Below are 18,404 nucleotides of genomic sequence, written 5' to 3' on the forward strand. Positions count from 1 at the left end.
CCTTCCCCTGATCGAGCAACAAGGACGCCCCGATGAGTACTGCTGTGGATGCTGTCGAACGCACTGAAATCCTGATCATCGGCGCAGGCCCGGCCGGCTCCGTGGCCGCGGCGATGCTGCGCCAGCAGGGCCGACAGGTGCTGATGCTGGAGCGCCAGCAGTTCCCGCGCTTCTCCATCGGCGAAAGCCTGCTGCCACAGAGCATGGAGTACATCGAAGCAGCCGGGCTGCTGCAGGATGTGGTCGAGGCCGGTTTCCAGTACAAGAACGGCGCGGCCTTCGTGCACGGTGAAGCGCGTACTGCCTTCGACTTCCGGAAGAAGTTCTCGCCGGGCTGGGGTACCACCTACCAGGTGCAGCGCGCCGACTTCGACAACGTGTTGGCACGCGGCGCCGAGCGCATGGGAACCACGCTGCGTTTCGGTGATGAAGTGCTGTCGGTCGAACCCGGTGAACAGCCTGCGGTGAACGTGCGCCGCCCGGATGGCAGCGAATACCGCATCGAGGCCGATTTCATCCTCGACGCATCGGGCTTCGCGCGCCTGCTGCCGCGCCTGCTGCAGCTGGAATCGCCATCCAATTTCCCGGTGCGCGGCGCGATCTTCTGCCACGTGCGCGACAACATTCCGGCCGAAGCCGACTTCGACCGCAACAAGATCCTGATCACCACCCATCCCGAACACATCGACGTCTGGTACTGGACGATTCCACTCTCCAACGGTTGCTGCTCGCTGGGCGTGGTCGCCGAGCCGTCGTTCTTCGAGCGCTACGAAGGCGACGACCTGCAGAAGCTGCAGGCCATCGTCGGTGAGGACCCCAACCTGACCCGCCTGCTGGCCAATGCCGAATGGGCGGTGCTGCCGGTGCGCCGCATCACGGGTTACTCGGCCAATGTCAGCTCGCTGTGGGGCCCCGGCTACGCGTTGCTGGGCAACGCCGGCGAGTTCCTCGACCCGGTGTTCTCGTCCGGTGTGACCATTGCCTTCAAGTCCGCGCAGCTGGCCAGCGAGTGCCTCAAGCGCCGTTATGCCGGCCAAACCGTCGACTGGGAAGCTGAATTCTCGATCCCGCTGCGCGCCGGCGTGAAGACCTTCCGCCGCTTCGTGGAAAGCTGGTACCAGGGCGGCTTCCAGAAGATCATCTACCACCCGCAGCAGCAACCCGAAGTGCGCGACATGATCAGCTCCATCCTGGCCGGTTACGCCTGGGACACCAAGAATCCGTATGTGGCCGATGAAAGTGGTCGCCGCATGCGCGTGCTGGAGGAATTGTGCAGCGCCTGATCTTCCGTACTGCGGCCCTGCTGCTGTGCCTGCTGCTGGCCGCCTGTGCCGGGCGCATGCCCAAGCCCCAGGTGGAGCTGCCGCCGCTGCGGCTGTCGCCGGCCAGCCTGCCGGCGCCGCTGGCCCTGCAACAGCAGCTGCATTTCCGCTTCGGCAGCCATGAGCGCGACCTCGACGCGCTGCTGGAGGCCGACGCGCAGCAGGTGCAGCTGGCGGTGCAGGCGATGGGCCAGACCGGCGTGCGCCTGCAGTGGGACGGCCAGCAGCTGACCCAGCAGCGCGCGCCGTGGCTGCCGCCGCAGGTACGTGCCGAGCGTGTGCTGGATGACCTGCAGTTCGCGCTCTGGCCGACCGCGGCCATCGCCGCCGCGCTGCCGTCCAACTGGCAGGTCAGCGACGACGGCCAGCAGCGCAGCCTGTCGCGCGATGGCACGGTGTGGCTGCAACTGCAGCGCCTGGACGATGGCAGCGTGCAGCTGGACAACCGTGCCGAAGGCTATGCGCTGCGCATCGAATCGATCGACATGGCCGGACAGGACCGATGAGTGCACCGATCTACCTGAACGACCTGGGCGTGGTCTGCGCGCTCGGCGATGGCCGCGCCGCTGTCGCGTCGGCGATGTTCGCCGACGTGCCGGGCGGGCTCAGTGACAACGACAGCCTGTTGCCGGGACGCACCCTGGCGCTGGGAGAAGTACGCACGCCACTGCCGGCGCTGGAGGAACTGCCGGTGGCCCTGCGCGGGCGCAACAACGCCCTGCTGGACGTGGCACTGGCGCAGATCGCTCCGGCGGTGGCCGCCGCGATCACCCGCCATGGCGCCGAGCGCGTGGCGGTGGTGCTGGGCACCAGCACCTCGGGCATCGGTGAATCCGAGCAGGCCCTGCGCACCCACGCCGAACAGGGCCAGTGGCCGCAGGGCTTCGATTACGCCCAGCAGGAAATGGGTACTGCCGCGCAGTTCGTGCGCCAGCGCAGCGGCGCTCAAGGGCCCGCGTGGACCCTGTCCACCGCCTGCTCGTCCAGTGCCAAGGCGCTGATGTCGGCTGCACGCATGCTGCGAGCCGGTATCGTCGACGCCGTGATCGCAGGCGGCGCGGATTCGCTGTGCCGCTTCACCGTGGCCGGCTTCAGCGCGCTGGAATCGGTGTCGGCCCTGCGCTGCAATCCGTTCTCGCAGCACCGCTCCGGTATCAACATCGGCGAGGGCGCCGCGCTGTTCCTGCTCACCCGCGAGCCGGGTCCGGTGTGCCTGGCCGGATGGGGCGAATCGGCCGACGCTCACCATATGTCCGCTCCCGATCCGCAGGGCCTGGGTGCCATCGATGCCCTGCAGCAGGCGCTGCAGCGCGCCGGCTGGGCGGCCGATGAAGTGGACTACGTGAACCTGCATGGCACCGCCACCGGGCACAACGATGCGATGGAAAGCCTGGCGGTTTCGCAGGTGCTGGGCAACGGCATTCGGGCCAGTTCGACCAAGCCCCTGACCGGCCATACGCTGGGTGCGTCAGGCGCGATCGAAGCTGCATTGTGCTGGATCGTGCTGGCCGAGAACCCGCAGCAGCAGCTGCCACCGCACTGGTGGGACGGCGTGGCAGACCCCGCGCTGCCGGCACTGCCGCTGGTCGCACCAGCTACCCGCCTGGCGCAGGCACCGCGGCGGGTGCTGAGCAATTCGTTCGCCTTCGGCGGCAGCAATGCCGTGCTGGCGCTGGAGCGTCGATGAACATGCTGTATGCAATTGAAGAGGTGGTACCGCACCGCCAGGACATGTGCCTGCTGGAGCGCATCACGCACTGGGACCAGAACACCATCGAGGCGGAACTGGTGGTGCCCGAGGCCGGCCTGTTCGTGGAAAACCACGAAGTGCCGGCCTGGGTGGGTATCGAATACATGGCACAGGCCATCGCGGCCTGGGCCGGCTGCCGTGCGCGTGCAGCGGGCAAGCCACCGCAGCTGGGCTTCCTGCTCGGCAGCCGCCGCTACAACAGCGCGCGCTGCAGCTTCCCCAGCGGCTCGCGGCTGCGCGTACAGGCGCGCTGCGAGCTGTTGGGTGACAATGGATTGGGGATGTTCGCCTGCCGCATCCTGGCGGGCGAGGACGAATGGGCGACAGCCAACGTGTCGGTGTTCGAACCGGCCGATGCGATGGCCTATCTGGAGAGTGGACAGGCATGACAGGGAATCGAAGCGTGCTGGTGACCGGCGCCAGCCGGGGCATCGGCCGGGCCATCGCGCTGCGCATCGCGCGCGATGGCTTCGACGTGGTGGTGCATTGCCGCAGCCGCCTGGATGAGGCACAGGCCGTGGTGGCCGAGATCCACGCGTTGGGCCAGCAGGCCCGCGTACTGATGTTCGACGTGGCCGACCGCGAGGCCGCTCGCGCCGCGCTGGAGGCCGATGTCGAAGCGCACGGCGCGTACTACGGCGTGGTCTGCAATGCCGGCATCGCCCGCGACGGCGCCTTCCCGGCGCTCTCTTCGGAAGACTGGGACCAGGTCATCCACACCAACCTGGATGGCTTCTACAACGTGCTGCATCCGCTGATCATGCCGATGGTGCGGCGGCGCAAGCCGGGCCGCATCGTCACCCTGTCGTCGGTGTCCGGACTGGCCGGCAACCGCGGGCAGGTCAATTACAGTGCCGCCAAGGCCGGCATCATCGGTGCCACCAAGGCCCTGGCGCTGGAACTGGCCAGCCGCCAGATCACCGTCAACTGCGTGGCCCCGGGCCTGATCGAGACCGAAATGCTCAACGATGAAGTGATCGAACACGCGCTCAAGCTGATTCCCGCCGGCCGCGTCGGCCGTCCCGACGAAGTGGCGGCCACGGTGGCGTTCCTGCTGTCCGAATCGGCCGGCTACATCACCCGCCAGGTGATCTCGGTGAACGGGGGCATGCTCTGATGGCCACCGATCGTCGCGTCGTGGTGACCGGTGCGTCCGCGATCAGTCCGCTCGGCCATGACTGGCCGACCATCGAGGCGCACCTGCGCAGCTGCCGCAACGCGGTGCGCGCGATGCCCGAGTGGGATGTCTATGCCGGGCTGAACACCAAGCTGGCTGCGCCGGCGCAGGACTTCGCGCTGCCGCCGAACTACAACCGCAAGACCACCCGCTCCATGGCCAAGGTCGCGATCATGTCGGTGCGTGCCACCGAAGTGGCGCTGCGCGAAGCTGGCCTGCACGAGCACCCGGTGCTGCGCAGCGGTCGCACCGGCGTGGCCTATGGTTCCTCGTCGGGCAGCCACGAAGCCACCGGCGAGTTCGGGCGCATGCTCAACGAGTTCACCACCGAAGGCATCAGCGCCACCACCTACCTGAAGATGATGAGCCATACCGCGCCGGTCAACATCGGCGTGTTCTTCGGCCTGTCCGGGCGTGTCTACACCACCTCCAGCGCCTGCACCTCGGGCAGCCAGGGCGTGGGCGCGGCCTATGAAGCGATCCGCAGCGGCAAGCAGACGGTGATGGTCGCAGGTGGTGCCGAGCAGCTCGACGCTACCGCTGCGGCGGTGTTCGATACCCTGTTCGCCACCAGCGTGCGCAACGACGCGCCGCAGACCACGCCGCGCCCGTTCGATGCCGGCCGCGATGGCCTGGTGCTGGGCGAGGGTGCCTGCACGCTGATTCTGGAAGACCTGGAGCACGCGCAGGCGCGCGGTGCCACCATCCTTGCCGAGGTGGTCGGCTACGGCACCAACAGCGACGGCCAGCACGTCACCCAGCCCAGCGCCGACACCATGGCCCAGGCCATGCGCCTGGCGCTGGAGGATGCGGGCCTGGAGGCGGCGCAGATCAACTACGTCAACGCCCACGGCACCGCCACCGATCACGGCGACATCGCCGAGACCCAGGCCACCGCGCAGGTGTTCGGCAGCCGCGTACCGATCAGCTCGCTGAAGAGCTACGTCGGCCACATGCTCGGTGCCTGTGGTGCGTTCGAGGCCTGGCTGAGCATCGAGATGATGCGTGCCGGCTGGTTCGCTCCCACGCTGAACCTGGCCGAGGTTGACCCGCGCTGCGGCCAGCTCGACTTCATCACCGGGCAGGGCCGCGAATTGCAGGCCGAGTACGTGATGAGCAACAACTTCGCCTTCGGCGGCATCAACACCTCGCTGGTGTTCCGCCGCTGGAGCGAATGATCCACCGTCCCATCCCGCCTTTTTCCTCAACCCACCCGCACCCCCGACAAGGAGATGTTCCGATGCGCCGCACCCTGATGATCGCCACGGCCACTGCACTGCTGGCCCTGACCTCCACCGCCTCCGCCCGCGACACCCGCGTTGAGCAGTCCCTGCAGGAGCTGGTCACCTCGCAGGCCGCCCGGGACGCCGGCATCGACGGCAGCGTGCGCTTCTACCTGGCCGGCCAGCCGGTCAGCGTGCAGCAGCGCCTGGGCGAGGACGTGACCAACAAGAAGACCAACGCCGCCAACAAGAGCGATGCCGAGGCCTGCCGCTGGGTCGCGCTGTCGGCGCTGCGCGCGCTGCAGGACGGCGCCAAGTCACGCGGAGCCAACGCGGTGGTCGACATCGTCAGCTACTACAAGAAGAACGAGTTCAAGAGCAGCACCAACTACGAATGCTATGCCGGTACGATCCTCGCTGGCGTGGCGCTGAAGGGCACCTACGCCAAGGTCAAGTAAGCGACCGCAGGGCAGCGGCGTTGCCTGAACGCCGCCGCCACATTGCTGAACCCCGTCGGGGAAACGCCGTCGATCACGCTGCCATCGTCGGTCGACGGCTTTCCCCGGTGTCGGCTTTCCGACACAATCATGGCTCTTCCCGGGTTATCGTCCCGCGGACATGCACGCCTACGTCTATAAAAGCCAACTCAAGCCTGACACCTACGTCTACGTTCCCCGACGCGATGATTTCAGCGCGCTGCCTGCGCCGCTGCTCACCTCGCTGGGTGCGCTCACCTTCGTCCTGGACGTGACCCTGGATGCCCAGCGTCGCCTGGCCCAGGCCGACCCGGACAAGGTTCGCAGTGACATGAGCGAGCGCGGGTTCTACCTGCAGGTGCCGCCGTCGGTGGCCAGCCTGATGCCGCGCCACTATGACTGACGTCTCCCGTCCGCGCGCCCTGTCGATCGCCTTCGCCGTGGGCGCCGTGCTGGCACTGGGTGCTGCCGTGGGCGGCGTTGCCGGTGCCATCCTCGCCGCCCTGGCGCAACCGGCGTTCGCGCTGGGCGTATCGTGGTGGCGGCGCAGCCGTGCGCTGCTGCCGCTGAAGGTGGTTGCACGCCAGGACCTGCCGGCGCTGCTGGCACTGTGGGCGGCCGCACCGCTGCTGCTGGCGCTGCTGCTGGCCTGGCCGCTGGCGGCGCTGCGTGACAGCGGCAGCCTTGCGGCGGTGCTGGGCCTGAGCGTGCTGGTCAGTGCCGGCCTGCTCGCTGCCTGGCGCACCTGGCCGTTGTGGAACGATGTCGAACGGCTTGATGGCCGCCTGGCCCATCATTGGCAGGCGCTGGCCGGTCGCGACCTGACCGCCTGGCGCGGTCTCGGCGTGGCGGCGCTGGTGATCGCGCTGGCCGCGCTGGTGGTGCTGCCGGCCTGGCCGGGGCTGCTGCCGGAGAGCGCGCGCTGGCCCGCTGCGCTGGCCGTGGTGGTGGTGTCTCCCGTGCTGCACCTGCTGCTGCAGCGGGTCGCGCCGGCGCCGCTGGTGTCGTTGCGACCCAGCCCGATGGCGACGTCCAGCGCAGAACACGAACCGATGTTCGCTGCCGCGGCCGAGACCGCGCCGCTGGAGGCGATGGCACCGCAGGAGCTGACCCCGGCCCTGTATGAAGCCGCCCGCCACGGCCGCATCGACCGCGGCCTGCAGCTGCTGCAGGCCGGCGCCGATCCGTATGCGCTGCCCGACCCGAACTGGCGCGACCAGCGCAGCCTGGCGGTGCTGGCGGCGGTGTTGCCGGACCTGCGCCTGCTGCGCGAACTGATTGCCCGCGGCGTTGACGTGAACGCGCCGCACCGGGGCATGACCCCGCTGCTGGCCGCCACCCGCGACAGCTGGCATGGCCGCCCCGAAGCCGTGATGACCCTGCTCGCCAACGGTGCCGATTCGCGTGCCACCGACAGCGATGGCAACACCCCGCTGCACCATGCCGCGCGCAGTTCCGACCCGGGCGTGGCCGCGCTGCTGCGCGATGCCGCCGCCGAAGTCGATGCGCTGAACAACGAGGGCTGGTCGCCGCTGGCCGTGGCCTGCCAGGTCGGCAACTGGCGCCTGGCCCGCTTCCTGCTCGAACGCGGTGCGCGCAGCGAACCGGCAGAGGGCACCCCGGTGCTGCTGGCCGCCGCCGCCACCGAAGACGACGATCCGGCTGGCGTGCAGCTGCTGCTCAAGCACAAGGCGCGTGCCGACGCGCGTGATCGCCAGCGCCGCAGCGCGCTGCACGAGGCGGCGCTGGCCGGCCACGTTGAAATCATCGGCGTGCTGCTGGCCGCCGGTGCCAACCTGGAAGCACGCGATGCACTGGGGCGTACACCCTGGCTGGAAGCCGCCCGTGCCGGGCGTGCCGCGGTGGTCGAACACTTGCTGCCGCACAAGCCGGACCTGGTTGCCGTCGACGGCGAAGGGCGCAACGCAGTGCAGCTGGCGGTGATGGCAGAGGATGTCTCGCCGTTGCTGGTCAAGCGCCTGGTGGAGCTGGGCATCGCCGCCGACGCGACCGATCCGGTCGGTCGCCGTGCAGTGGACTACGCTGCCGAAGCCGGGCGCTGGGCGATTGTCGCCCTGCTGGATCCGTCCTATCCGTTGCCGGCCGCGGTCAGTGACGGCCTGGCCGAGCGTGGCGAAGCCGCCAGTGCCAGCGGCCTGCTGCCGGACCGTCCGCCGCTGACCCTGCTGCGCGAAGCGCTGGGCTTCGGCAACACCGAAGGCATGGCCGCGCTGGCCAAGCTGTGCCAGCCGGAAGAACTGGGCGGTCTGCTGCTCGACCCCGAGCTGGCGCTGGAGCCGCGCGCGGTGGATTGGCTGCTGGGCCACGGCGCCGACCCCTATGTGCGTGACGCCTGTTCCGATACGCCGATGTTCGCGTTGCTGTCGCGCGGCATTGATGCAGTGCCGGCGTTGCAGGTGATGTTGCAGCGTGGCTTGTCACCGGCCGGACGCGGTGGCCTGGCGCGCTTCCTGGCGGCCTGTGCGCAGCACGACCAGGCCGCCCGTGGCCTGGAACAGCTGGCGCTGGAATTGCTGGAGCGTGGCGCCGATCCGTTCGCGGCTTCGCCGGCCGGTGATCCGCCGTTGTCGCTGGCGGTGCGCCTGGGCTGGCTGCGCCTGCAGCAGGCGCTGCTCAAGGCGGGCGTCGATCGCGAAGCGCGCGACAGCCATGGCATGACGGCATTGCATCTGGCCACCGCATTGGCCCGCGAAGGCGCGCTGAAGCTGCTGGTGCAGCACGGTGCCTCGCCGGAAGCACGCGCCGCCGATGGCCAGACGCCGCTGGGCGTGGCGCTGTCGATTGGTCGCCGCGACCTGGCCGACTGGCTGGACTGGCGGGTGTGGCCGTTGCCGCGCCGCACCCTGCGCGAGTCCGATCTGCCGGCCGCCGCAATGGCCGGTGACGTCGACGCGGTGCGCCGCCTGATCGATCTGGGCTTCGCCGTCGATGCGGTTGATGCGCAGGGCTGCACCGCGCTGCTGCGCGCCGCCGGTGGTGGCCATCTGGCGGTGACCGACCTGTTGCTGGCGCGTGGCGCTGATCCGCAGCACGCAGCGGCCAGTGGTGCCACGCCGCTGTCGGCGGCGGTCAGCATGCGCCAGGTGGACATCGTCTCGGCCCTGCTCGACGCTGGCGCCAAGCTGGAACACCGCCTGCCGGGCGGCGTGACCGTGCTGATGCTGGCGTCCGCGCTGGGCCTGCCGGACATCGTTGCGCGCCTGCTCACCGCCGGTGCCGACGTGCACGCCGGTGATGCCCAGCAGCTGGGCCCACTGCACTGTGCCGCGCTGTATGGCTTCAGTGCCCGCGACCGCTCGCGCCTGCTCGCCCTGCTCGACACCCTGCTGCTGGCCGGTGCCGAACCGGACCAGGCCGCGGCTGGTTCGGTCACGCCGCTGCTGCTGCTGCTGGGCGCACGCGCCGAGCCCGGCACCGCCTGCGACGAACAGGTGGTGATGGCTGCGGTGGAACGTCTGCTGGACGAAGACGTGAGCCTTGAGGTGCGTGATCCGCGCGGCTTCGGACCGCTGCACCTCGCGGCCCTGCACGGCCTGCCGCTGCTGGTGCAGCGCCTGCTGCGCGCTGGTGCCGATCCGGAGGCGCGCGACAGCCTCAACCGCAGCCCGCGCGAGATCGCGGTGATGCGTGGCTTCATCGACGTGGCCGGCGAGTTCGAACCGCGCGTGCCGGGCGTCTCGTCGATGGCGCGGTTCCTGCGCGACAACGGTTGAGCACCGGAGTCGGATCCCTTTCCCACGGAAAGGGCTCTGACCCCGGCATCGCGTCATCCACGCATGGCGTGGATCCACTGCTGGAATCCGCAGTGGGTAGTGCCGGCCGCTGGCCGGCAGCCTCATGACACCCCGGGGACGCGAGATTGCCGGCCAGCGGCCGGCACTACTGCAATCCGTGGTGGGTGCCGACCGTTGGTCGGCACGCCTACTTGCCGTCGCTTTCCGCGTCGGCCTCGAACAGATGCATCAGGTCGTTGCGTGCGTCGCGCGAGGTCTGGATCACCGCTGCCTCGTCGTCGTACACCAGGTACTGGTCGCGCAGCAGCTGCTCATCGTGCTCGCGGAAGCGCTGCACGTGGCGCTCGGCCACGTCCGGTGCCACGCCCAGCGCGGTCAGCACGCGGCCGCTCATCTCCAGGCTGGTGCCGAACACTTCGCGGAACGGCTCGGCCGACATGTCCATCAGGCGCCACGCATGCTGGCGGTTGCGTGCACGCGCCAGCACCGTCGCGTCCGGGTACAGCCGGCGCACCATGCGCACCGCGCGCAGGTTGGTTTCCGGGTCATCCACGGTGATCACGAACACATCGATGTGCTCGCCCCCGGCCGCGCGCAGCATCTCCGGCCGGGTCGGGTCGCCGTAATACAGCTGGTTACCGAATCGGCGCAGGTCGGCCACGGTATCCGGGTTCGCCTCCAGCGCCACGAACGGCACCTTCTGCGCGGTCAGCAGGCGCGCGATCACCTGGCCGAAGCGGCCCATGCCGGCGATCAGCACCTTGGGCCGGTTGTCCGGCGCCACCTTGTCGGCCTCGGCCGGCTCGCGCGGAGTGGCTTTCTCCTGGCCGAGCAGTTTCAGCAGCGCGATCATCAACAGCGGCGTGATCGCCATCGACAGGCCGACGATCGCCACCAGCCGGTCGTGGTTGGCGTTGCCCAGCAGGTGCGCGCGCTGTGCCTCGTTGAACACCACGAAGGCGAACTCACCGCCCAGCCACAGGACGCTGCCCAGCAGCAGCGATTGCCGCGAGCTGAGCCGGGCGACACGTCCAACCGCGTAGAGCAGGCTGAACTTGACCACCAGCAGGATGCCGACACCTGCGGCGATCAGCCACGGCTCGGCGGCGATGCGGTCCAGGTCGATGCCCATGCCCACCGCGATGAAGAACAGGCCCAGCAGCAGCCCCTTGAACGGCTCGATCTGCGCTTCCAGCTCATGCCGGAACTCCGAATCGGACAGCAGCACGCCGGCCAGGAACGCGCCGAGGCTGGGGCTGAGGCCGGCTTCCTGCATGAACCAGGCGGTGCCCAGCACCACCAGCAGGGCGGTGGCAGTGAATACTTCCGGGCTGCGGGTGCGCGCAATGATGCTGAACACCTTGCGCAGCACCGGTCGTCCGCACAGGATCACCACCGCCAGCGCACCCAGCGCCACGGCCGCATCTTCCCAGCGCAGGGTCTCGTTCTTGACCCCGCCCAGCAGCGGGATGGCCGCCAGCAGCGGGATCGCGATCAGGTCCTGGAACAGCAGGATGGCAAAGCCCAACCGGCCGTGGTCGCTGTTGATCGCCTTGTGCTCGGACAGCAGCTGCAGGCCCACCGCCGTGGACGACAGCGCCAGTGCCACGCCCACCACCAGTGCGCTTTTCCACTGGAAATGGTCGAGCAGCAGCAGGCCGCCCAGCACCAGCCCGGACAGCGCCACCTGTGCCGCACCGGCGCCGAACACCGAGCGCCGCATCACCTTCAGGCGTGCCGGCGACAGCTCCAGGCCGATCACGAACAGCAGCATCACCACGCCGATCTCGGCGGCGCCGAGGATGCGGTCGGCGTCCTGCACGAAGCCCAGCCCGTCCGGGCCCAGCACCACACCGGCCGCCAGGTAGCCCAGCACCGCGCCGAAACCGAACTTCTTGAACACCGGCACGGCGATGACTGCCGCCAGCAGCAGCACCAGCGCCAGTTCCAGACCACCGCTATGCATGGGAATACCTGGTCATCGGGGGAGCCGCTGTGCGTCCGTTCGGGTGGGGGAAAAGCGTGGCGAACACCACCGCGCCATTATGCGCGCCGGCCTGTGTACGCACGAGAACAACCTGCGGGCAGGGTGCTGCCGCGGCGGGACCGGGTTGACCTGCATGGTCCACGGGTCCAGACTGCCCGCCGCTGGCGGCGCGTCCGTCGGCACACGCATCCCGGAGTCCCCAACCCATGTCCAGCGACAGTAGAAGTCGACCTCGTTCGACGCCAGCGATGGCCACCGCCTGACATCGGGACGGTTTGCCTGCGTTGGCGTTGCGCGAGGTCGCACCCCACAAGGCAAACCCGATGAACCAGAAGCAATTGCTGCGCCCGGTGGCCGATGCCGCCGCACTGGCCGCGCCGCTGGCGAACTTCAACACCGCCGATGCGGTGGAATTCCTCAACACGCTGGAATTGACCCGCGCCGCGGAAACGCTGGCTGCGCTGCCGTTGCCGCGTGCAGTGAAAATGCTGGAAGCGCCGGAACTGCACCGCAGCGGCGAACTGGTGGCTGCGCTGCCGCCGGCGCGCGCTGCCGCCCTGCTCGGCTTGATGGCCGACGACCGCGCCACCGACATCGTCCATGAGCTGGATGAGGAAGAACGCGCCCGGTTGATCCCGCTGCTGGGCACCGACGCCCGCCAGGCCATCCAGAAGCTGCTCAGCTACCCGCCGAACACCGCCGGCGCGCTGATGACCACCGAGTACGTGGCGGTACCCGCCAGCTGGACCGTGGCGCAGACCCTGCAGCACATCCGCCAGGTCGAGCGCACCCGTGAAACGGTGTACGCGATCTACGTGCTGGACCCGGACAGCCAGCAGCTGCAGCAGGTGGTGACCATGCGCCGGCTGATCACCGGCCTGCCGGAGGAGTCGATCCTGGACGTGGCCCAGGTCAATCCACCGGTGACGGTGGACGCACTGATGGACCAGGAAGAAGTGGCACGGCTGATCCGTCGCCACGACCTGCTGGCGATCCCGGTGGTCGATGCGCAGCAGCAGATGCTCGGCATCGTCACCGTCGATGACGTATTGGATGCGCTGATCGAGGAATCCACCGAGGACGCGCACAAGTTCGGCGGCATGGAAGCACTGGACAAGCCGTACATGCAGATCGGCTTCTTCGAGATGCTGCGCAAGCGCGCCGGCTGGCTGAGCGTGCTGTTCCTGGGCGAGATGCTGACCGCCAGCGCGATGCAGCACTATGAGGACGAACTGGCGCGCGCGGTGGTGCTGACCCTGTTCATTCCGCTCATCATGAGTTCGGGCGGCAACTCCGGTTCACAGGCCACCTCGCTGCTGATCCGCAGCCTGGCGCTGCGCGAACTGCGCCTGCGCGACTGGTGGAAGGTGGCCCTGCGCGAAGTGCCCACCGGCATGGTGCTGGGCGCGATCCTCGGCTGCCTGGCCATCGTGCGCATCGTCATCTGGCAGCTGGGTGGCCTGCATGACTACGGCGAGCACTGGATCCTGCTGGCGATCACCATCGGCGCCGCGCTGGTCGGCATCGTCACGTTCGGCTCGCTGTCCGGATCGATGCTGCCGTTCATCCTGAAGCGGCTCGGCTTCGACCCGGCCAGTGCCTCGGCCCCGTTCGTGGCCACGCTGGTGGACGTGACCGGACTGGTGATCTATTTCAGCATCGCCGCGATGATCCTGCACGGCACACTGTTGTAAACCGGGGTCGGTTACGGGGTCGGATCCCTTCCTTGGCGAAAGGGATCTGACCCCATCGCCATGGAATTTGGTTACCGTAGGCGCATGAGTACCTACCACCTGCAGTCCGTGTTCCGTCCGCAGTCGGTCGCGGTGATCGGCGGCAGCCCGCGTCAGCGCTCGGCCGGACGTGCGGTGATGCGCAACCTGCGCGGCACCGGCTTCCCCGGCAAGGTGGCGTGGATCAACCCGCGGCATGCCGAAATTGATGGCATCCGCACCGTGAAGCGGCTGAAGGACCTGGACTGGGTGCCGGATCTGGTGGTGATCACCGCGCCGGCGTCGATCGTGCCGCAGGTGGTGCGCACCGCTGCCGAACGCGGCGTGCAGGCGGCAATCATCCTCACCGCGCACCTGGGTGAAGGCCCGGGCTCGCTGTCGGCGCAGGTGGAGGCGGTGGCGCGCAAGCATGGCCTGCGCATCCTCGGCCCACACTGCCTGGGTGTGATTGCACCGCACGCACGGCTCAATGCCAGCATCGCCGCGCACTTCCCGCAGGCCGGTGATCTTGCGTTGATCTCCGAATCCTCGGCCATTGCCGCCGCGCTGGTGGAGTGGGGCGTGGCCCGCTCGGTCGGGTTTTCCGCGGTGGTCTCGCTGGGCGACACGATGGACGTCGACTTCGGTGACCTGCTCGACTACTTCGCCACCGACTACCGCACCCGCGCCATCCTGCTCTACGTCGAGCAGATCAAGGATGCGCGCAAGTTCATGTCGGCCGCGCGTGCCGCCGCCCGCGCCAAGCCGGTAGTGGTGGTGAAGTCCGGCCGCGCCGAGCGCGTGCAGCCGGGCAGCCGCGATACCCATGTGCAGGCCCTGGCCCGCGCCGACGACGTGTATGGCGCCGCGTTCAACCGCGCCGGCCTGCTGCGCGTGGGCGCGCTGGACGAACTGTTCACGGCCGCCGAATCGCTGGGCCGGTTGGGGACCTTCCCCGGTCGTCGCCTGGCCATTCTCAGCAATGGTGGCGGTGTCGGCCGCCTGGCCGTGGACCAGCTCATTGCACTGCGTGGCACGCTGGCCAACCTGTCCGACAGCACGGTCGAGAAACTCGACGCCGTGCTGCCGCAGGGCTGGTCGCGCAGCAACCCGGTCGACATCGTGGTCGACGCCGATGGTGACCGCTATGCCGCCGCCATCGAGGCGCTGCTGGCTGACAACGAGAATGATGCGGTGATGGTGGTCAACGTGCCGACCGCATTCACTTCATCCGCAGACGCCGCACAGGCGCTTACCCGCACGCTCGGACTGCGCCCGCGCCATCACCGCGACAAGCCGGTATTCGCGGTGTGGCTGGGTAACGATGACCAGGCCACCGCCACGCTCAACGCGGCACGGGTGCCGACCTATCCGACCGAGGCCGAAGCGGTGCGCGGCTTCCAGCATCTGGTGCGTTACCGCGAAGCGCAGAACGCGCTGATGGAAACACCGCCCAGCCTGCCGCAGGACTTCAGTGTCGACGCGGCGGCCGCACGCGCGCTGGTCGATGCGGCATTGGCCAACGGCCAGCAATGGCTGGACCCGTTGGCCACCCACGAACTGCTCAAGGCCTACGGCATTCCCTCCGCGCCGGTGATGCACGCGCGCGATGCGCACGAGGCAATGGACCTGGCGCAGCCGTTGCTGGAGCGTGGCGCCAGCGTGGCGCTGAAGATCCTGTCGCCGGACATTCCGCACAAGTCGGAAGTGGACGGCGTGCGCCTGAACCTGTCCACCCTGCCGGCGGTGCAGAGCGCGGCCAACGCGATCCTGTCGCGCGCACGCCAGCTGCGGCCGGCTGCGCGCATCGATGGCCTGCTGGTGCAGCCGACCATCGTTCGCCCGAAGGCGCGCGAGTTGATCGTCGGCATTGCCGATGACGCGACGTTCGGCCCGGTGATCGTGGTCGGTCGGGGCGGTACCGCGGTCGAAGTGATCAATGACAAGGCGTTGGCGCTGCCGCCGCTGGATCTGCGCCTGGCCCATGAGCTGATCGGCCAGACCCGCGCCTCGCGCATCCTAAAGGCCTATGGCGATGTGCCTGCCGCCGACGAGCGCGCACTGGCGTTGGCGCTGGTCAAGCTGGCACAACTGGCTGCCGACATCCCCGAAGTGCGCACGCTGGACATCAATCCGTTGCTGGTCGACGGCAAAGGCATCCTCGCCCTCGACGCACGTGTGGCGGTGGCGCCGTCGCGCATCCTGCACAAGGGCCGTGGTCATCCGCGTTTTTCGGTGTTCCCGTACCCGAAGGAGTGGGAGCGCACCATCGAACTGTCCGATGGCGGCCGCGCCTTCGTGCGTCCGGTGCGGCCGGAGGACGACGCGCTGTTCCGTGCGTTCTTCGCCCGCGTCAGCGACGAGGACCTGCGCCTGCGTTTCTTCCAGTCGGTGAAGCACTTCAGCCACGAGTTCATCGCGCGCCTGACCCAGCTCGACTACGCACGCTCGATCGCACTGGTGGCGATCGAACCGCGCAGTGGCGAAATGCTTGGCGCGGTGCGCCTGCACGCCGATGCCGATTACCACCGCGGTGAGTACGGTATCCTGATCCGCTCGGACCTGAAGGGACACGGCATCGGCTGGCGGCTGATGGCAATCATGATCGAGTACGCCAAGTGGCTGGGCCTGGACGTGGTCGAAGGCCAAGTGCTGCGCGAGAACAGCACCATGCTGGCGATGTGCCAGAGCCTGGGCTTCAAGACGAAGCTGGACCCGGATGACCCGACGGTGATGATGGTGACCCTGCCGGTGCAGCAGGTCGAGGTGCCGGCGGCACCGCTGTAGAGTCGAGCTCGCTCGACTGTTGCCATCGAAAGCAGTCGAGCAAGCTCGACACTACGACCAGGCTATCGCATCGGTTCCACCACCACTGCCGTGCCGTAGCACAGCACTTCGGTCAGCCCGGTCATCACATCGGTGGCGTCGTAGCGCATGCCGATGATCGCGTTGGCGCCCAGCTGCCGCGCGTGCTTGACCATGTCGCGGTAGGTTTCCTCGCGGGCCTGTTCGCACAGCTCGGTGTAGATGGTGATGTTGCCACCGAACAGGGTCTGGATGCCGCCGAGGAAATTGCCGACGATCGAGCGCGAGCGCACGGTGATGCCGCGCACAACGCCCAGGTTGCGAACCACGCGATGGCCGGGCAGCTCGAAGGCGGTGGTGACCAGCGCATCGTCGAAACGTGCCAGCGAGGTCGTCGGGTTGCCGCTGTTGTAGGGGTCTGCCATGGCCGCATCCTTGGAACGGGTAGGGTCGAGGGCTGCATCCTAGCGTGTCGTCGTGCTGCTGGGCCGGTTCTGCAACGCACAGGGCCAGCCACGGCATGTCCTTGCCACCGCACCGGCGCGACAATACCCGCATGACCGACCGTATCCCCCTGCTGCTGCTGCCTGGCCTGCTCAACGATGCCGAACTGTGGCGCGCGCAGTTGGCCGATCTGGCCGACATCGCCGATTGCACGGTAGGCGACCAGACTCGCGGCGAGACCCTGCAGGCGGTGGCCGAGGACGTGCTGGCGCAGGCGCCGGAACGCTTCGCCCTCGCCGGTTTCTCGCTGGGTGGCTTCGTCGCCCAGCAGATCCTGCGCATCGCGCCCGAGCGTGTGCTGCAGCTGGCGCTGGTCGATACCTCGATCCACGCCGATTCACCGGAACGTGCCGAACAGCGCCGCAGCCAACGGGCCAGCGTGCGCCTGCCCGGAAAGTTCCATGGCTTCGGCGATGTGCTGATGCGCAGCTACATCGATGCCTCGCGGCTGGATGATTACGTGCTGGTGCAACGTGTGCGTGACATGACCGCCCGCCTGGGCGCGGACGTGTTCCTGCGCCAGAGTGCGCTGGAACGCCGTGACGGCCATGACGTGCTGGCTGGCTACCGCGATCCGCTGCTGATCGTATGTGGCGCCAACGACCGCATTACGCCACTCGCGGTCAGCGAGGAAATGCACGCCCTGGTGCCGCACTCGCAGCTGGTGGTGGTGCCGGACTGCGGGCACCTGGCACCGATGGAAAAGCCGGATGAGGTCAGTGCGGCAATGCGCGGGTGGTTGCTGCAGGAGTAGGCCAAATCCGCTTTCGGTGGGTGCGGACCTTGGTCCGCACGGTGTTTCAATGATCCATCAGAGGTCAGTGCCGACCAAGGGCGGACCCTACCGATTCCGAGCCGTAACCGCAGTGGGATCAATCCCAGGCGGGTGCAATCCCTTCCGGATTCGCCAGGCGATGGCCACGGTCCAGCTTGGCGATCTGCGCCATGTCTTCGTCGGTCAGGCGGATCGCTGCCGCTTCCAGGTTGCTCGACAGGTTCTCGCGCTTGGTCGACGACGGGATCACCGAGAAGCCCTGCTGCAGCGCCCAGGCCAGCGCGATCTGCGCCGGAGTGGCCTGGTGGCGGCCGGCAATGGCCTGGATCACCGGGTCCTTGATCACCTCGCCATAGGCCAGGCTCATGTAGGCGGTGACGTGAATGCCGTTGTCCTGCAGGAACTTCACCAGCAGGCGGTTCTGCAGGTAGGGATGCATCTCAATCTGGTTGGTGGCGATGGCATCGGCGCCAAGGATCTCGATGGCCTTGCGGGTCTGGGCGATGGTGAAGTTGGAGATGCCGATCGCCTTCGTCAGGCCCTGTGCCTTGGCCTCGGCCAGCGCCGGCAGGTACTCCTCCATCGGCACGTCGACCTTGTCGTTCGGCGACGGCCAGTGGATCAGCGTCAGGTCCACATGACCGGTACGCAGCTTTTCCAGACTGGTATGCAGGCTGGCCAGCAGCGCTTCCCGCTTGAACGCGGTGATCCAGACCTTGGTGGTCAGGTAGATCTCTTCGCGCGGCACGCCGGAATCGGCGATGGCCTGGCCGACCTCGGCTTCATTGCCGTAGATCTGCGCGGTATCGATGGCGCGGTAGCCGACATCCAGCGCGTTGCGCACCGAGTCGATCACGGTCTGGTCTTTCAGGCGGAAGGTGCCGAGACCGAAGGCGGGGACAGTCATGGGGAGCTCCA

Annotated in this window: 15 protein-coding genes; 12 read left to right on the top strand and 3 right to left on the bottom strand. The window is 68.3% G+C overall.

Translation table 11 applies throughout. The annotated features are described in order from the left end of the window. Positions 1 to 32 precede the first annotated feature (32 nt). The 9 genes from AC5P60_RS06510 (at position 33) to AC5P60_RS06550 (ending at position 9,682) form a co-directional block, all read left to right on the top strand. Positions 33 to 1,283 (top strand): NAD(P)/FAD-dependent oxidoreductase, encoded by a 1,251-nt coding sequence (locus tag AC5P60_RS06510; protein WP_495201714.1) that lies wholly within the window; start codon positions 33 to 35, stop codon positions 1,281 to 1,283. Further along, complete coding sequence (locus tag AC5P60_RS06515; RefSeq protein ID WP_062605363.1) at positions 1,271 to 1,828, top strand: DUF3261 domain-containing protein; 558 nt, start codon at positions 1,271 to 1,273, stop codon at positions 1,826 to 1,828. Before AC5P60_RS06510 ends, AC5P60_RS06515 begins: the two co-directional genes overlap by 13 nt. Then, positions 1,825 to 3,009 carry a beta-ketoacyl-[acyl-carrier-protein] synthase family protein gene (locus AC5P60_RS06520; RefSeq protein ID WP_005414864.1) on the top strand — a complete coding sequence of 395 codons (1,185 nt, stop codon included), beginning with the start codon at positions 1,825 to 1,827 and terminating at the stop codon, positions 3,007 to 3,009. The genes AC5P60_RS06515 and AC5P60_RS06520 overlap by 4 nt, the downstream gene beginning before the upstream one ends. Further along, complete coding sequence (locus tag AC5P60_RS06525; protein WP_099530911.1) at positions 3,006 to 3,461, top strand: hotdog family protein; 456 nt, start codon at positions 3,006 to 3,008, stop codon at positions 3,459 to 3,461. The genes AC5P60_RS06520 and AC5P60_RS06525 overlap by 4 nt, the downstream gene beginning before the upstream one ends. Beyond that, positions 3,458 to 4,189 carry a 3-ketoacyl-ACP reductase FabG2 gene (locus AC5P60_RS06530; protein WP_088429563.1) on the top strand — a complete coding sequence of 244 codons (732 nt, stop codon included), beginning with the start codon at positions 3,458 to 3,460 and terminating at the stop codon, positions 4,187 to 4,189. The genes AC5P60_RS06525 and AC5P60_RS06530 overlap by 4 nt, the downstream gene beginning before the upstream one ends. Beyond that, the gene (locus tag AC5P60_RS06535) at positions 4,189 to 5,427 is read left to right on the top strand and encodes a beta-ketoacyl-ACP synthase (protein ID WP_495201715.1); all 1,239 of its coding nucleotides are present in this window, start codon (positions 4,189 to 4,191) and stop codon (positions 5,425 to 5,427) included. Before AC5P60_RS06530 ends, AC5P60_RS06535 begins: the two co-directional genes overlap by 1 nt. A gap of 62 nt (positions 5,428 to 5,489) precedes the next feature. Further along, positions 5,490 to 5,930 carry a hypothetical protein gene (locus tag AC5P60_RS06540; RefSeq protein WP_005411594.1) on the top strand — a complete coding sequence of 147 codons (441 nt, stop codon included), beginning with the start codon at positions 5,490 to 5,492 and terminating at the stop codon, positions 5,928 to 5,930. 160 nt (positions 5,931 to 6,090) lie between these two features. Next, entirely contained in the window at positions 6,091 to 6,351 is a 261-nt protein-coding gene (locus AC5P60_RS06545) for a YcgL domain-containing protein (RefSeq protein ID WP_049403653.1), read from the top strand. Beyond that, entirely contained in the window at positions 6,344 to 9,682 is a 3,339-nt protein-coding gene (locus tag AC5P60_RS06550; RefSeq protein WP_049403654.1) for an ankyrin repeat domain-containing protein, read from the top strand. Before AC5P60_RS06545 ends, AC5P60_RS06550 begins: the two co-directional genes overlap by 8 nt. Positions 9,683 to 9,890: 208 nt before the next feature. Here the strand turns inward: AC5P60_RS06550 and AC5P60_RS06555 are convergent, their stop codons facing one another. After that, positions 9,891 to 11,669, bottom strand: coding sequence for a monovalent cation:proton antiporter-2 (CPA2) family protein (locus tag AC5P60_RS06555; RefSeq protein ID WP_005411591.1), 1,779 nt, complete (start codon positions 11,667 to 11,669; stop codon positions 9,891 to 9,893). A 344-nt stretch (positions 11,670 to 12,013) separates the two neighbouring features. Here AC5P60_RS06555 and mgtE point away from each other — a divergent pair, with 344 nt between their 5' ends. After that, the gene (mgtE, locus tag AC5P60_RS06560; protein WP_049403655.1) at positions 12,014 to 13,384 is read left to right on the top strand and encodes a magnesium transporter; all 1,371 of its coding nucleotides are present in this window, start codon (positions 12,014 to 12,016) and stop codon (positions 13,382 to 13,384) included. An 84-nt stretch (positions 13,385 to 13,468) separates the two neighbouring features. After that, positions 13,469 to 16,189: a bifunctional acetate--CoA ligase family protein/GNAT family N-acetyltransferase gene (locus AC5P60_RS06565; RefSeq protein ID WP_483693395.1), complete on the top strand. Its 2,721-nt coding sequence runs from the start codon at positions 13,469 to 13,471 to the stop codon at positions 16,187 to 16,189. Positions 16,190 to 16,251: 62 nt separating this feature from the next. Here the strand turns inward: AC5P60_RS06565 and AC5P60_RS06570 are convergent, their stop codons facing one another. Continuing rightward, positions 16,252 to 16,632 (bottom strand): YbjQ family protein, encoded by a 381-nt coding sequence (locus AC5P60_RS06570; RefSeq protein WP_483693394.1) that lies wholly within the window; start codon positions 16,630 to 16,632, stop codon positions 16,252 to 16,254. Positions 16,633 to 16,763: 131 nt separating this feature from the next. Here AC5P60_RS06570 and AC5P60_RS06575 point away from each other — a divergent pair, with 131 nt between their 5' ends. Further along, positions 16,764 to 17,465, top strand: coding sequence for an alpha/beta fold hydrolase (locus tag AC5P60_RS06575; protein ID WP_059035868.1), 702 nt, complete (start codon positions 16,764 to 16,766; stop codon positions 17,463 to 17,465). A gap of 118 nt (positions 17,466 to 17,583) precedes the next feature. Here AC5P60_RS06575 and dkgB read toward each other — a convergent pair whose 3' ends face one another. Then, the gene (gene dkgB, locus AC5P60_RS06580) at positions 17,584 to 18,393 is read right to left on the bottom strand and encodes a 2,5-didehydrogluconate reductase DkgB (protein WP_483693393.1); all 810 of its coding nucleotides are present in this window, start codon (positions 18,391 to 18,393) and stop codon (positions 17,584 to 17,586) included. Positions 18,394 to 18,404: the final 11 nt, after the last annotated feature.

The sequence above is a fragment of the Stenotrophomonas sp. YJH_SMC_120 genome (genome assembly GCF_059368675.1).